Annotated in this window: 14 protein-coding genes; 8 read left to right on the forward strand and 6 right to left on the reverse strand. The window is 42.8% G+C overall.

Going from position 1 to position 14,396, the window contains the following annotated elements; genetic code table 11:
* From E0H81_RS13240 to E0H81_RS13250, 3 genes are all read right to left on the reverse strand, one after another.
* Nucleotides 1-288 (reverse strand): aldehyde dehydrogenase family protein (locus E0H81_RS13240; protein WP_131319532.1); only part of this gene is annotated, 288 nt, incomplete at its 3' end.
* 10 nt (nt 289-298) lie between these two features.
* On the reverse strand, nt 299-1,297 hold the full coding sequence (araD1, locus tag E0H81_RS13245; protein WP_131319534.1) for an AraD1 family protein: 999 nt from the start codon (nt 1,295-1,297) through the stop codon (nt 299-301).
* 12 nt (nt 1,298-1,309) lie between these two features.
* Complete coding sequence (locus E0H81_RS13250) at nt 1,310-2,614, reverse strand: MFS transporter (protein WP_205677726.1); 1,305 nt, start codon at nt 2,612-2,614, stop codon at nt 1,310-1,312.
* A gap of 167 nt (nt 2,615-2,781) precedes the next feature.
* Between E0H81_RS13250 and E0H81_RS13255 the strand changes: the two genes are divergently transcribed.
* From E0H81_RS13255 to E0H81_RS13265, 3 genes are all read left to right on the forward strand, one after another.
* The gene (locus tag E0H81_RS13255; RefSeq protein WP_131319536.1) at nt 2,782-4,515 is read left to right on the forward strand and encodes an IlvD/Edd family dehydratase; all 1,734 of its coding nucleotides are present in this window, start codon (nt 2,782-2,784) and stop codon (nt 4,513-4,515) included.
* An 80-nt stretch (nt 4,516-4,595) separates the two neighbouring features.
* Nucleotides 4,596-5,312 carry a FadR/GntR family transcriptional regulator gene (locus E0H81_RS13260; protein ID WP_131319538.1) on the forward strand — a complete coding sequence of 239 codons (717 nt, stop codon included), beginning with the start codon at nt 4,596-4,598 and terminating at the stop codon, nt 5,310-5,312.
* 42 nt (nt 5,313-5,354) lie between these two features.
* Complete coding sequence (locus E0H81_RS13265) at nt 5,355-6,305, forward strand: D-2-hydroxyacid dehydrogenase (RefSeq protein ID WP_131319540.1); 951 nt, start codon at nt 5,355-5,357, stop codon at nt 6,303-6,305.
* A gap of 401 nt (nt 6,306-6,706) precedes the next feature.
* On the opposite strand, the gene E0H81_RS13270 is transcribed toward E0H81_RS13265, so the two are convergent.
* The 3 genes from E0H81_RS13270 to E0H81_RS13280 are packed head-to-tail and all read right to left on the reverse strand — an operon-like array spanning nt 6,707 to nt 9,853.
* Nucleotides 6,707-7,414 carry an ABC transporter ATP-binding protein gene (locus tag E0H81_RS13270; protein ID WP_131269022.1) on the reverse strand — a complete coding sequence of 236 codons (708 nt, stop codon included), beginning with the start codon at nt 7,412-7,414 and terminating at the stop codon, nt 6,707-6,709.
* Nucleotides 7,407-8,630, reverse strand: a complete 1,224-nt coding sequence (locus E0H81_RS13275; RefSeq protein ID WP_131269023.1) for an ABC transporter permease — start codon at nt 8,628-8,630, stop codon at nt 7,407-7,409. The genes E0H81_RS13270 and E0H81_RS13275 overlap by 8 nt, the downstream gene beginning before the upstream one ends.
* Nucleotides 8,627-9,853, reverse strand: a complete 1,227-nt coding sequence (locus E0H81_RS13280) for an efflux RND transporter periplasmic adaptor subunit (RefSeq protein ID WP_131319542.1) — start codon at nt 9,851-9,853, stop codon at nt 8,627-8,629. Before E0H81_RS13280 ends, E0H81_RS13275 begins: the two co-directional genes overlap by 4 nt.
* Before the next feature lie 376 nt (nt 9,854-10,229).
* Here E0H81_RS13280 and E0H81_RS13285 point away from each other — a divergent pair, with 376 nt between their 5' ends.
* The 5 genes from E0H81_RS13285 to E0H81_RS13305 all read left to right on the forward strand — a co-directional run bounded on the left by E0H81_RS13285 (nt 10,230) and on the right by E0H81_RS13305 (nt 14,367).
* Nucleotides 10,230-11,174, forward strand: coding sequence for an ABC transporter permease (locus tag E0H81_RS13285; RefSeq protein ID WP_131319544.1), 945 nt, complete (start codon nt 10,230-10,232; stop codon nt 11,172-11,174).
* Nucleotides 11,174-12,067, forward strand: a complete 894-nt coding sequence (locus E0H81_RS13290) for an ABC transporter ATP-binding protein (protein WP_131319546.1) — start codon at nt 11,174-11,176, stop codon at nt 12,065-12,067. Before E0H81_RS13285 ends, E0H81_RS13290 begins: the two co-directional genes overlap by 1 nt.
* Before the next feature lie 71 nt (nt 12,068-12,138).
* Nucleotides 12,139-13,146 carry an isopenicillin N synthase family dioxygenase gene (locus E0H81_RS13295; RefSeq protein WP_131319548.1) on the forward strand — a complete coding sequence of 336 codons (1,008 nt, stop codon included), beginning with the start codon at nt 12,139-12,141 and terminating at the stop codon, nt 13,144-13,146.
* Nucleotides 13,143-14,030 carry a hypothetical protein gene (locus E0H81_RS13300; protein ID WP_131319550.1) on the forward strand — a complete coding sequence of 296 codons (888 nt, stop codon included), beginning with the start codon at nt 13,143-13,145 and terminating at the stop codon, nt 14,028-14,030. Before E0H81_RS13295 ends, E0H81_RS13300 begins: the two co-directional genes overlap by 4 nt.
* A gap of 7 nt (nt 14,031-14,037) precedes the next feature.
* Nucleotides 14,038-14,367 carry a DMT family transporter gene (locus E0H81_RS13305; RefSeq protein ID WP_131319552.1) on the forward strand — a complete coding sequence of 110 codons (330 nt, stop codon included), beginning with the start codon at nt 14,038-14,040 and terminating at the stop codon, nt 14,365-14,367.
* Nucleotides 14,368-14,396: the final 29 nt, after the last annotated feature.

Here is a 14,396-nt window from a genome sequence, read left to right on the forward strand (position 1 = left end):
TGCAAGGGGTAAGGCAGTTTCCTGAGAAATAATATTCAGGAAATCCTCACCAAGCGCATCCAGTTCATCTGCAATCGCTTCTAAAAACAGAGCGCGCTGTTCAGGGGATGTATGGCGATAGCTTTTAAAAGCCTGGCTGGCTGCTTCACAAGCCTGATTCACTTCTTGCTCTGTGGCTTGATGAAATTCATAAGCCAATGCTTCACCTGTCGTTGCATTAAAGCTTTGCAGCAACTTGTTCCCTTGTGCGCTGCGTGAGCCAGCAATAAAGTTTTGTCCAATGACCATGTTATATTCCTTAAAGTGTAATTACTGCACCGATCGGTAATTCAGGTTGAGTATTTGCAAGTTTATTTTTCAGAGGATGACCAAATTCTTTTATTTCAATTTCAAATTCATCGCCCACTTGTGCTTGCATACCATCGGCAAAGGACAAAGTAGCGGTACCGAAGTAATGAATATGGACATCACCAGGTTTTAGGAACTGTTGATATTTAAAATGGTGATATTCAAGATTACTCAAGCTGTGACACATATTGTCTTCACCTGATAAAAATTCTTTTTCCCAAATCACTTCGCCATTGCGACGTAAACGACTTGTCCCTACCAAATGTTCTGGAAGTTTACCTGTGCGTAGCTCGGGACCATAACTGCAAAAACGTAATTTGGAATGTGCAAGGTATAGATAGTTACGACGCTCCATAACGTGATCTGAATATTCATTTCCAAGCGCAAAACCAATACGATATGGCTTTAAATCTGGACCAATGACATATAAACCGGCAATTTCAGGTTCTTCTCCACCATCTTCTGCAAAAGGAGGTAGAGGTAATTCCATACCAGGACGCACAACGATTGAACCATCGCCTTTATAAAACCATTCTGGTTGTGCGCCAATTTGGCCTTCTGAAGGTTTCCCTTTTTCAATACCCCATTGGAACATACGCATAGTATCAGTGACTGATGCTGTATCATTTAAGTTTTGCTGATGCATTTTATCTCGTGCAGAAGCAGAACCTAAATGTGTTAAACCTGTACCAGAAATAAAGCAATGTGCTGTATCAGGATGATCTAATGGTGGAAGAACTTTAAGATTTGAAAGTAGTTCTTGATAATCATAAGTTTCATCAGCATATCCCAAGTGTTGAACTTGTTGTTCTAAGCTAAATTTATTTTGAATTGCCATTAAGGCTAAATCCCGAACTGTCTCAACTTCATTTACACGTTTAACAATATTATTTTCTATAATACCAACAGCTCGTTGTTCAGCAGTATTTTCAAACTGGATTACATTCATCAGGAATTCCTTTTACGATTGTTCACTAACATTCAATTTTTGAGATTTGTTTCTTTCTAATTTTGAATATACGAAATAAGTCAAAATTAGACCGAAGACCATAACTACAGATAAGAAGTACAGACCTGCGGCCATATTGCCTGTGTATTCTTTTAACAAGCCGATTCCATAGGGTCCAAGATAACCCCCTAAATTTCCAACTGAATTAATTAGTGCAATTCCTGCCGCTGCACTTGCACCTGTCAAGAAGCGCCCTGGAAGTGTCCAGAAAACTGCAGTAGTAGAAAATAAACAGAATGCAACAATTGATAATGCAGCCAACTGCATCACAGGAGAATGCAACCATGCACTTAAAAACATGGCACAAGCACCAACCGCATAAAGGAAGCCTAGATGTCCATAACGGTCATTTAAACGGTCAGTACTACGCGGAATAATTAATAGACCGATAATGCCGAACACATAGGGAATGCTTGATAAAAAGCCGACTTGCAAATCACTACCTCCACCAAACTGTTTGATGATGGTAGGAAGCCATAAATTTAAACCATAGATGCTTAGAGTCACAGGCAAATAATAAAGTGCAAGGGTTAATACACGTTTATCTTTTAAAGCATGTAAAGGATTCGCATGTCGAGTCTGTTCATACTCAGATTCATCTTTTATTAATTCATTTTTTAACCAATTTTTTTGTTGATCTGTTAACCAATTAACTTTATTAATATCATCTGGTAAGTATAAATATGTCGGTAGGGCAAGGATAACTGCAGGCAAACCTACTGCAATAAATAACCACTGCCAACCGTGCATATTTGCAACACCATCCATGCCGAGTAATGCTCCCGCCAATGGACCTGCAACCATCATCGCAATCGGCTGAGAAAGTACGAACATTCCCATGATTTTTCCACGATGACGCACTGGATACCATTGAGTAATTAAATACAAAACACCAGGAAAGAAACCTGCTTCAGCCACACCCAGTAAGAATCTTAATGCATAAAAACTTTTGGGCCCCTCGATCAATGCCATTGCCATGGTGATTAGACCCCATGTTAATAAAATTCGAGTGAACCACTTCCGTGCTCCAAATTTATCTAAAAGCAAATTACTTGGAACTTCAAACAGGAAATAACCAATGAAGAATAAACCTGCTCCAAGCCCATAGGCTGCATCACCTATTCCTACATCAGCACCCATATGTAAATGAGCGAAACCGACTGCAGCACGGTCAATATAAGCCACTAGATAAAGTATGACTAATGCGGGGATGAGTTTATGAGTAACCGTCCGTATAACATCCTTTTCGAAATCCATATTCGACTCCACTTTCCATTTAATTCTTAGCATCATGCTATAGGAGAAATTTTATAAAATATAAGATATAGTAATACTATTTAAATTTCAAACGCTTTTAAAAGCAATTTATTTGGTGTATTTTACTTGTTAATATTTAAATAGTAATACTATATAGGGATATAGGCATGTCGAAAAAGAAAGCTTTACGTTCAGCAGCTTGGTTTGGAACTACAGATAAAAATGGATTTATGTATCGTAGTTGGATGAAAAACCAAGGAATTCCAGATCATGAATTCGATGGAAGACCAATTATTGGTATTTGTAATACTTGGTCAGAATTGACCCCATGTAATGCACATTTCCGCAAAATTGCCGAACATGTAAAGAAAGGAGTTTTAGAAGCAGGAGGTTTTCCTGTTGAATTTCCTGTGTTTTCAAATGGTGAATCAAACTTACGTCCTACAGCAATGTTGACTCGCAACTTAGCCAGCATGGATGTAGAAGAAGCTATTCGCGGTAATCCAATCGATGGGGTCGTTTTATTGACTGGATGTGATAAAACCACTCCGGCTTTACTTATGGGTGCAGCAAGTTGTGATGTTCCAGCGATTGTAGTTACTGGTGGTCCAATGCTAAATGGTAAACACAAAGGTAAAGACATTGGTGCAGGTACGATCGTTTGGCAAATGCATGAAGAATTAAAAGCAGGAAAAATTGATCTTAACGATTTTTTATCTGCAGAAGCCGGTATGTCCCGTTCAGCAGGTACATGTAATACGATGGGTACTGCCTCAACCATGGCATGTATGGCTGAAGCATTAGGCACTTCTTTACCTCATAATGCAGCTATTCCAGCAGTAGATTCACGTCGTTATGTCTTGGCACATTTATCAGGCATGCGTATTGTTGATATGGTGAAAGAAAACCTTACCCTATCTAAAATTTTAACTAAAGAAGCCTTTGAAAATGCAATTAAAGTGAATGCTGCTATTGGCGGGTCAACCAATGCGGTGATTCATTTAAAAGCGATTGCTGGACGTATTGGGGTGAATTTGGAACTTGATGACTGGAATCGTGTCGGCCGAGGGATGCCAACCATTGTAGATTTGCAACCATCTGGTCGCTTCCTGATGGAAGAATTCTATTATAGCGGTGGTCTGCCAGCAGTTTTACGCCGTATGGGGGAAAATAACTTATTACCTCATCCTCAAGCACTGACTGTCAATGGTCAATCGATTTGGGAAAATTGTCAAAACTCTCCTATTTATAATGATGAAGTCATCCGCCAAATTGATAATCCACTTCGTCAAGATGGTGGTATGTGTATTTTACGCGGTAATTTGGCACCTAAAGGTGCAGTACTTAAACCTTCAGCAGCTTCTCCAGAATTAATGAAACACCGCGGTCGTGCTGTCGTTTTTGAAAACTTTGATGATTATAAAGCTCGTATTGCTGATCCAAATTTGGATGTAGATGAAACTTGTATTCTTGTATTGAAGAATGCAGGTCCTAAAGGTTATCCAGGCATGGCTGAGGTTGGAAATATGGGCTTGCCACCAAAAATTTTAGAAAAAGGTATTACGGATATGGTGCGTATTTCTGATGCACGTATGAGTGGCACTGCTTACGGAACAGTTGTATTGCATGTCGCACCTGAAGCAATGGCAGGTGGTCCGTTAGGCGCTGTAAAAAATGGTGACTTTATTGAACTTGATGCCTATGCGGGTAAATTACATCTAGATGTAAGTGATGAAGAATTACAACAGCGTTTAGCAAACTTAGAAGCACCTCCTGCACCTAACTTTATAGGTGGATATCGTCAACTTTATGTTGACCATGTCTTACAAGCAGATGAAGGTTGTGACTTTGATTTTCTTGTCGGGTGTCGCGGATCGGAAGTCCCACGTCATTCTCACTAAGTTGCTAAAAAATAGATGATCTTGTGAAATCATAAGGTCATCTATACCATACTAAGGTCAAATGTGATTAATTGCAGAATATGAGTAACGCCGACTATAAAAATCCTGTTCCAAGTAAAAGCCAACATGCGCTGATTGTTCAACAATTGGGCTTAAAAATCGTATCTGGTGAAATTCCAGAAAACGAAAAATTACCCTCAGAGGCTGAGTTGTGCGAGGAGTATCAGGTTAGTCGTCCAGTTTTCCGTGAAGCGATACGTGTTTTAAATGCCAAAGGATTAACATATTCCCGGCCACGTATTGGTACCGTGGTTCGTCCTAAAGAAGAATGGTATTTACTCGATCCTGATGTTTTATTTTGGTTAATCCAGACGACTCCTGAAAATGAATTCTTTAAAACTTTATCTACTGTGCGTCGTGTGCTAGAACCAGAACTCGCATATATTGCAGCGAGTACAGCTACAGAAGACGATATACAAAATATAAAGAATGCTTATGAAGGTATGGAAAAAGCCAAAAATGTAGAAGAATTTATGCAGCCTGATATTCAATTTCACCTGGCCATCGCAAAAGCAACACATAATGATTTACTAGCTTATATGTCGAAAATGTTGGTATTGCCTTTACAGCAATCCATAAAGGTCACCAGTTTACGCCCTAATTTGCAAGGTCATTCATTACCGCGCCACAAAGCGATTTTAACTGCAATAGAAAACAAAGATCCCCTATCTGCAAGACACGCTTCTTTAGTGCAATTAGATGACACCAAAATGGCTTATGACTTAATCAAAAAATAAGTTTAAGTCCCTCTTTTTAATTTTATTTAGATATATAGATTTATGAAAACTTTGAAAATTACGTGCGCTGAAAAAGGTGTATTAATTAATAAAGCATTTAGCTTTGATTTCCCAGTGGAATACACTGAGTATGAACAACTAAGTCAACAGCAATTTTATCATCAAGTCAGGGATCAAGATGTCATTATTATTAGTGATTTAAAAGTAGATGAACAAATTCTAGAAAATAATCCAAATCTTAAATTATTGGCATTATGTTCTACAGGCTATGATCATGTAAACGTAGATTTACTTAAATCAAAGAATGTGAAGATTTGCAATATTCGTGGCTATGCCGGGGATGCTGTTGCAGAACATGCTTTTATCTTAATGATGAATCTGATTAAAAATTTTGGTGTTCAACTCAATGCTGTGCAAAGTAGGGCTTGGTCTGAAGGATCAGTATCATTTTACTTAGCAGCCCCAATGCGTGAATTAAACAATAAAACGTTAGCAATTTTGGGTAAAGGAGAAATTGGTAAAGCTTTAGCAGAGAAAGCCCAAGCATTTGGAATGAATGTAATTTTCAGTGAACGTAAAAATGCTGAAAAATGTCGAGAAGGATATGTACCATTTGAGCAAGCAATCCAACAAGCCGATATACTTTCATTACATTGTGAATTAAATGATGAAACACGTGGCATGATTGATCAAAATGTTCTGAAGCAAATGAAGAAAGACAGTATTCTGATTAATGTCGGACGCGGTGGCTTGGTGAATAATCAAGACGTTGTTCAAGCCTTAAAAAATAATGAAATTGCCGGTTTTGGTGCAGATGTTCTGGATCAAGAGCCTCCTGCTCAAGATCATCCATTACTTAACATAAATCATCCCAATGTGATGATCACAGCTCATATAGCTTGGGCAACAGATGAAGCCCAAGAAAGACTATTTTCAATTATAGAGAGCAATATTAATCAAAATATTAAAGGCCATTCGCAAAATCTAATTTAAAATAGAGTCTGTAGAAATTTGTGGGCAACGAAATACCATGGGTTCACCAAATAGATATCCGCCACCGTACAAGGTTTAATATAAAACTATGAATAAAGTGTTTACGGCCGACCCCTAATATAGCAATTAGTACGAACCTGAAAGTTATAGCTGTACTGGCGGACGAAAAAAAATTGTTGAACTCCCGGTACACGATGAAGTGGGAATTAAGCTGTAAAACTTTAAGCTCTTAGAAGGATTCAAACGAGTTGGCCAATCATCCTATATGCAGCAAATCCGCTGACTTTAATTCGTGCCAGCTCCTTAATAAAGTGTGTATTTACCTGCCCGATAACTTAAACAGCAATAAAGTGATCACTTCCGCGCGCTTATCCCTGAGCATTGAAAATGACACATAGGGTTTAATTATTAAGCGAATCACTTTGAATGCGGCCATCTACTAAATTGATAGTGCGATCACAGGTCGCGGACAGGCGTGGATCATGCGTGACCAGCAGTACAGCACAATCACGTTCGCGATGTACTTTACGGAACAGCTCAAACATTTCAGCAGCGGTCTGGGTATCCAGGTTGCCTGTAGGTTCATCGGCTAACAGTAATGCAGGCTCAGTAATCAATGCCCGGGCAATGGCCACCCGCTGTTGCTGCCCACCCGAAAGTTCATTCGGTTTACGGTCAGCGAACTTTTCCAGTCCCACCGCAGCCAGTAATTCACGCGCTCGATCTAGAGCTTGCGTATCGGGCTTGCCCCGGGTCAGCATCAATGGCATGAGCACGTTATTTAAGGCGGTAAAGGCCTGGATAAGGTAGTGAAACTGAAACACAAAACCGATACTGTTGCCGCGTAGCGCGGTGCGTCTGGTATCATCCATACTACTTGTAGGCTGACCCAGTAAATAAAGCTCGCCGCTGCTGGGTTTATCCAGCAAACCCAGAATATTCAACAGGGTACTTTTACCCGAACCAGACGGACCAATCAGCGCAGCAAAGTCGTTGCGCTCAATACACATATCAATCCCATGTAATATTTCCACCTCATTGGGCTGACCAATATTATAAGATTTACGCAGTGCTTCCAGACGTAGCACTTCTTGAGACTGATCAGACATGACGAATCGCCTCCACTGGATCGAGTGCGGCTGCCCGGCGCGAGGGTACAGCTGCAGCCAGCACGCCAGTCAGTGTAGCCAGTAACACTGCCAGCATCACCAACTTTATAGAAACAGGAATATAAAACAAGCCTGGGCCAAAACTATTAAACACCCAGACCAGCACATAGCTGGCCGCACTGCCTAGAATCGAACCGAGCAAGCCAAATATTGCGCCCTGAAATAAGAAAACTCTTAAAATTTGCGATTGGGTCGCGCCCGTCGCGCGCAAAATGCCAATTTCCCGGGTACGCTGCACCACACTGACCGACATGACGCTGGCTATTCCAAAGGCCACTGAAATCGCCACAAAGACAATAATCATATTGGTCGACAGACTCTGCGCTGTAATCGCATTCATGAGCTGGGCATTGGTTTCAATCCAGCTTTCGGCTTTGAGTGAGGTCAAGCGTCCAATCTGTGCAGCAATGTCATCTGCCTCAAAAATATCTGCGATGGTCAGGTCAATCACCGTGACTCCGCCCGGCAAACTGAGCAGCGATTGTGCCTGTTTCAGGTCCAGATAGACGTAGCGCGCATCCAGTTCGCGTACTCCCAGTTCAAATATTCCGGAGATATTGACCACTGCACTGTTTTCCTGACCGGTATCCAGTCGTAACTTACTCCCGACCTGTACCCCCAGATCTTTGGCCAGCTGGCTGCCAATCAGAACATCGTCAGCACCGACGCGTAACTGGCCACTCTGCAAATATTCTTTTAGCGGAATGATCTGTTGATAACGCTCTAAATTAATACCGACTAAGGCTACCGATTCGACTGCATCACCGCGTTGCACAAAGGCAGGCCCAGACACGACGGGTGAAACAGCAGTCAATATGGGTAACTGGTCCAAGGTCTCGGTAATCTGCTGCCAGTTATTGATCGAGCGCAGCCGCTGTGCCCGTTTATCTTCCTGCAGCAACTGTACAGTGCCGGCTGCAGGCCGCACAACCTGGTTCACCTCATCCGGTGACAGCAAACGGATATGCGCCTGTGTGCCCAAAGTACGCTCGACGATATTTGACTGCAAGCCTTGAATTAAAGCGCTAATAAACACGATTACAGCCACGCCCACTGCGACACCCACAGTGATCATGATGGACTGCGCACGGCCCTCGCGCAAAAAACTGATCGCGATCGTCCACTCTGTCCAAAGCCGCCCAAAAAAGTTTTTCAATCGAATTTCACCGGTAATTCATTTTTGCTGGCTGTATCATCCGCTGGATGATTCAATGCTGTTTTTTGAAGTTTTAAGCGTACCCGCACTCCATCTTTTAATGAAGATTCGGCATTAGCCAGTACTTGGTCGCCCTGACTCAAACCTGAAACCACTTCCGACATGGCCAGACCACGTAGACCTAAGGTGACTGGCTGATGCTGTATTTTTCCATCACGCACCAGCAGCACTACGGCCTTATTGCCTTTGATGCTGCTTAAAGCATCATTGGGAATGGTTAATGCTCGCTCACGTCTGCCCGTTTCGACATTTACCGACACCGTCATATCTTGACGCAGAAAATCTGGCACGGGATCAACCGTTAATCTCACCTCTACCGTCCCGCGCTGTGGATCGATACTCGGTGCAATAAAATTAATACGGGCGGGAAAAGACTGGTCAGGGTACGAATCGGCAATCACGGCTGCATTTTGCTGCAAGGCAAGCCGGGATAAGTTTCTTTCATCCAGCGGCACCCGAATTTCGGTATTGCCATTCAGTGCAATGGTAAATAAGGTCCGGCCGGGCTGGATCAGATCGCCCGGCTCCACATCGCGGGTCAGCACCGTACCTGCAACACCAGCACGTATTTTTGTTTTGGCCAGCTGGGCCTGTGCTGCGACAAGCTGTTCGCGAAGCTTCGCTTCCTCGACTTGACCTGGGGCCAGTGCGGCTGCTTTTAAGCGTGTTGACTCAAAATTATTACGCGCGACTCGTTCCGCTTCTACCGCCTGTTCTATTTCTTCAGCCGACAGTATCCCGGCTTCTGCATTACGTCTACGCGCTGCTTCCCGGCTGGCCTGTTCCAGTTGCGCTTTGGCACTGGCCAATTCTGCCGCTGCCTGTGGACGTCTGCTGCTTGCCAGTTCGGTCAGTGCAACTTCAGCTTGCCGCACCTGGGCAAGCAGTTCATCCGATTTCAGCACCACTAGCAGGTCACCTGGTGAAACCTGATCCCCTTCCTGTACCAGTCGCTCAAGGACCACACCGGTAATTTCACTGCCCACCTGCGCACGTGATACTGTCGCTACTCGTCCAGTTGCCACCACGGTTTGCACCAGAGGCGTCGATGCAATGCGATAACCTGTCAACAGCGGTCCCTGCCACCATCGAAACAGAGCAAATCCCGCTGCAAGTATGAGCAGTACGATAATAATCACAGATTTATAGCGAGCAACGCGCAATGAGCCTCTCCAGTTCAGTTTAAAAGCATCATACTGCAATTGGCAGAGCAGCTGTATTTCTATTGTTTTATACTTTGATAAAAACCTACAATTCTCTAATCCGTTTTGCAGCGTTTTGTAGCCTGTTAAGTTTAGACCCTAATCCAGCAGATTCCAGTCTCAGGATAAATTTTTGCTAAAGGCTGGTTTAGTGGACTGGAGAGCAGGATAAATTGATAAAGCTTGAGAAGCCATTTTTAGAGGTATTGATATCTTTTATTCAATGCTCAATCAAAGCATCAATTAAAATAGCGCAGCAATTAAATTAATATTCTGGCATTCATTTTGCTTAACAATATTACGTTTTATGAAAATAGTAATATTGGGGCAAATATAGATGAGTTATGTTGCAAAAGAACTCAGTCAAAGGAACAAGCTTTTACTCGGCTTATCATCTTTCCTGATCCCTATTCTGATTTGGTGTGCAGTCAGCTATTTGCCTTTTATTTGGCATCCACAAGTACAGATTACCCATTCAGGCAGCGTGACCTATTTACAAGCCGAGAGCCGCGTCGATAGAAATACCTTCTATCGTGAAGCGCAAAATGCCGTGAATGCCGGACTGGTCCCGCCACAAGGCAAATTGGTGAATCCGATTTATTTACCTGCCCCGCATGAAGTTGCCACAGCCTTAGTCACTGCCTTTGTTACACCACCGGTACAAGCGGATGCACCCTGGTTTCACCAAAGCTTATGGCACAGTATTAAAATTGTCTTTACGGCTTTTTTCATTGCCTCTCTGGTCGGTATTCCTTTAGGCATTTTATGTGGTTTTTCATCAAGCATTTCGCAGCTGACCGAACCCTTTGTTGAGTTTTTCCGTTATTTGCCTGCACCCGCCTTTGGTGCTTTGGCGGTTGCCATTTTAGGGATCAATGATGCACCAAAAATTGCCATCATTGTGATTGGGACGCTGTTTCAACAAATTTTGATTATTGCCAATACCACTCGGATGGTCGATCGTGGCCTGATTGAAGCCGGATACACCTTAGGCACCAATAAACTCAAAAGTCTATTTCACGTGGTCATTCCTGCTGCATTACCCGATATTTACCGAGATTTACGCGTGCTTTTGGGCTGGGCCTGGACCTACCTGATTGTATCTGAGCTGATTGGCACAACTTCAGGGATCACCTGGTTTATTACTCAACAAGCGCGTTATCAAAACTTTGACAATGTCTATGCAGCAATTTTGATTATTGGTGTGATTGGACTGTTATGCGATGTAATTTTAATGAAACTCGGGCAACACATGTTTAAGTGGAAAGCAGGAGCAAAATAATGACAACAGAATTAAAGCCAGAAGCATTTGATGCACAGCAGTATTTTGAGCGCATCTATGCTCGCCCGGTCATTTTAGAAGCAAAAAAACTCAGCCAAGTGTTTGGAACAGGCAAAGCGCAGCGCACCGTTTTAAATCAACTGGATTTAAAAATTCACAAGCGCGAATTTATTTGTGTGATTGGACCATCGGGCTGTGGCAAATCGACCTTTAGCCGGGTCGTGGCCGGACTTGATGGCTACAGCAGTGGCGAGATTCTAGTCGATGGCCAGCCGATTCATGGCCCGAGTCCAGAGCGCGGTATGGTCTTTCAAGGCTACACTCTATTTCCATGGAAAACGGTTAAAGAAAATGTGATGTTTGGCCCCAAAATGAAGGGGCAAAGTCATGCCAGTGCCGAAGCGCATGCGCGTGAATGGATCAACATTATTGGCTTAGAAAAATACGAAAACCATTATCCGAATGAGCTATCGGGTGGGATGAAACAACGTGTTGCGATTGCCCGCGCATTGGTCAATGAACCAAAGATTCTACTGATGGATGAACCTTTTGGTGCATTAGATCCACATACACGACAAAAAATGCAGCGACACTTGATGGACTTATGGCAAAACATTGATATCACCATTATTTTTGTCACTCATGATATGGATGAAGCAATTTTACTGGCCGATCGGATTGTGGCGTTAAAGGCCAATCCGGGTGAAATTAAAGAAATTATCGAAGTTGATTTACCACGCCCTCGTTCGCCGGAGCTGTTACTCACCCCAGAATTTAAACGCTTACGTGAACGGGTCGATTTTCTGGTCCATGCACAAGAAGACGAACTTGATCCTGCGCTGGAAGATCTACCGGTTATTCCACGCATGACCAAAGTCAGCACGACAAAATAAATTTTAAGGCTTGTGGGACGACCCAGAGGTTTTCAAGCTGTGTTGGACGACCAACAATTGAGGTGATTGCGATGCAAACGCACTATGTACTCCCCCTTGTTGATATATCAAAACTGCAAAGTTCTGCACGCTCCGATCGGCTTAAAGTCGCGTCAGCTCTGGATAAAGCCTGTAAAGACACCGGTTTTTTATATTTAACGGGTGAACAGTTTAATTTTGAATATGCTCAAGATTTAATTCAGGTCACCAAAGCGTATTTTGAGCAAGATCTTGCGCTTAAAATGCAGCGTTATATTGGCTTATCCAAAAACCATAGCGGTTATGTACCGGTTGGAGAAGAACAGTTTTCTGGACAGAGTTATGATTTAAAGGAAGCCTTTGATGTCAATTATGATTATCAAGGTGCAAAAACTGACTGTCCACTACTCGGGCCTACCCTTTGGCCCGATAATGCCCAATTTAAGTGCATCGTGAGTCAGTATTACCAGCATTTACGGGGTATTAGCCAACAGATTTTCCGCAGTTTTGCTTTAGCATTGGGTGTCAATGAAGATTTCTTTGATGCCAAAATTACTGATGCGCCGAGCCAGTTGCGCTTAATTCATTATCCCTACAATCCCGAGATCAAGGATGCCGCAGGAATTGGGGCGCATACCGATTATGAGTGCTTTACCTTGCTTTTACCGACGGCGCCGGGTTTACAAGTATTGAATAAACAAGGTGAATGGCTGGATATTCCGCTCATTGAAAATACCCTGGTGATGAATATTGGCGACATGATGGAAATTTTGTCCAATGGTAAATATTTGGCCACCAAGCATCGGGTTAAAAAAGTCGGTGAAGAGCGTTATTCCTTCCCGCTGTTTTGTGCCTGCAATTACGACACCGTGATTGAGCCTATTGTGGAAACAGATGTTCCTCGATATTCCGCTTTAATTGGGGGTGAGCATTTATTTAATCAAACGGCGCAAACCTTTCAATATTTAAAGCAACGGATTGCATCGGGCGAACTGATATTAAAAAATGCAGTACCGCTGTCTTCATTCGGTTTAGATGAAATAGCGGAGGGAACGGCATGAACCTGTTCGACGTTCTCCAGAAAATCCCCGAAAGCCAAACCACTGCTGGCCCGATCCCATCTTACTTGTATGGTGCATTCAGACGGAAGAGTATTAGTTTTTTTAATGGCCTGACAGATGAAGATAGCATTGTGTATTGGTTTCAATCGCGCAGTTTCACCATCGATTTACGCTTAAAACATCGTACCGAAACACCTGCACATGAACGTCAGGGCTGGATTGGCAACACGCTTTGGGATGCCGAGCAAGCATTGCTTTCATGGCAGGTTGCTGACACTGCAAATTACCAGAACCATGTGCAATGGCCTGAGCCAGCAAAACTGCATGCCATCGGTAACTGTATTTTGGAGTTTTCACCCAGCAATGTATATGTGGAAGACTGGCGTCAGCAAGTCCATTCAGGTCTGTATTTAGGCCTTCGATTAAAAATGGCAGTTGATGTTGAACATGGCGAACAGCTGAAAATGGATGGCGGCTTGATTATCTGTGATCGACACGTAGCCTATACACTGACGCGTTTACCGGAAATACAAAATCTCGTGAGTCATTTGGATCTAGCTGCAGAGGGTCTGGAAACCCATATGATTGAACAGATTGAAAGCTTTGAAGTATCTATAGGCACTGATGGTCACACGAAATCTTATTCAACCTCATCTGAGCAAAGCGATCAGCCATTTAATTTTGACGCTTTTGACATCATCAATGATTCCACTTTAAAGCAACGTACGTGGTTAAACGGGCGTCAAATTGATTTGATTTTTGACATTGATATCTATCAGTCAAATTACCTGTTTCAACAGCAGACGTGTACTACGCCAGAGAGTGAACACTGGTTAAATTCTGAACAAAGTCACCTCTTACATCACGCTCAATTGACCCTGTAGGCGGCCTATGTCTTTTATATATTTATCTATTGCGATTATTGCAGAAGTCATAGCCACTTCTGCATTAAAAGCATCGAATGGCTTTAGCATTTTATGGCCTGCGATCGCCACGATTATTGGCTATGCCATCGCCTTATTTTTCCTGTCACTGACCATGAAAACCATCCCGATGGGCATTGCTTATGCCATCTGGTCAGGTGCCGGCATTATTTTAATCTCAACCGTGGGTTTGCTGGTCTATAAACAACAGCTCGATATTCCTGCTTTAATTGGTCTGGGTTTTATGATCGTGGGGATTATCATTATCAATGTCTTTTCCAGCAGTACAGAACTTTAGACGTCACGCGACACAAGGTTTGGCAATTA

The organism is Acinetobacter terrestris (genome assembly GCF_004331155.1).
GTDB classification, from domain to species: Bacteria; Pseudomonadota; Gammaproteobacteria; order Pseudomonadales; family Moraxellaceae; genus Acinetobacter; species Acinetobacter terrestris.

Coding starts and splice junctions, on each gene's coding strand:
- E0H81_RS13300 (WP_131319550.1), top strand. CDS start 13,143: ATGAACCTGTTCGACGTTCTCCAGAAAATCCCCGAAAGCCAAACCACT.
- E0H81_RS13290 (WP_131319546.1), top strand. CDS start 11,174: ATGACAACAGAATTAAAGCCAGAAGCATTTGATGCACAGCAGTATTTT.
- E0H81_RS13250 (WP_205677726.1), bottom strand. CDS start 2,614: ATGGATTTCGAAAAGGATGTTATACGGACGGTTACTCATAAACTCATC.
- E0H81_RS13255 (WP_131319536.1), top strand. CDS start 2,782: ATGTCGAAAAAGAAAGCTTTACGTTCAGCAGCTTGGTTTGGAACTACA.
- E0H81_RS13285 (WP_131319544.1), top strand. CDS start 10,230: ATGAGTTATGTTGCAAAAGAACTCAGTCAAAGGAACAAGCTTTTACTC.
- E0H81_RS13260 (WP_131319538.1), top strand. CDS start 4,596: ATGAGTAACGCCGACTATAAAAATCCTGTTCCAAGTAAAAGCCAACAT.
- araD1 (WP_131319534.1), bottom strand. CDS start 1,297: ATGAATGTAATCCAGTTTGAAAATACTGCTGAACAACGAGCTGTTGGT.
- E0H81_RS13295 (WP_131319548.1), top strand. CDS start 12,139: ATGCAAACGCACTATGTACTCCCCCTTGTTGATATATCAAAACTGCAA.
- E0H81_RS13265 (WP_131319540.1), top strand. CDS start 5,355: ATGAAAACTTTGAAAATTACGTGCGCTGAAAAAGGTGTATTAATTAAT.
- E0H81_RS13270 (WP_131269022.1), bottom strand. CDS start 7,414: ATGTCTGATCAGTCTCAAGAAGTGCTACGTCTGGAAGCACTGCGTAAA.
- E0H81_RS13305 (WP_131319552.1), top strand. CDS start 14,038: ATGTCTTTTATATATTTATCTATTGCGATTATTGCAGAAGTCATAGCC.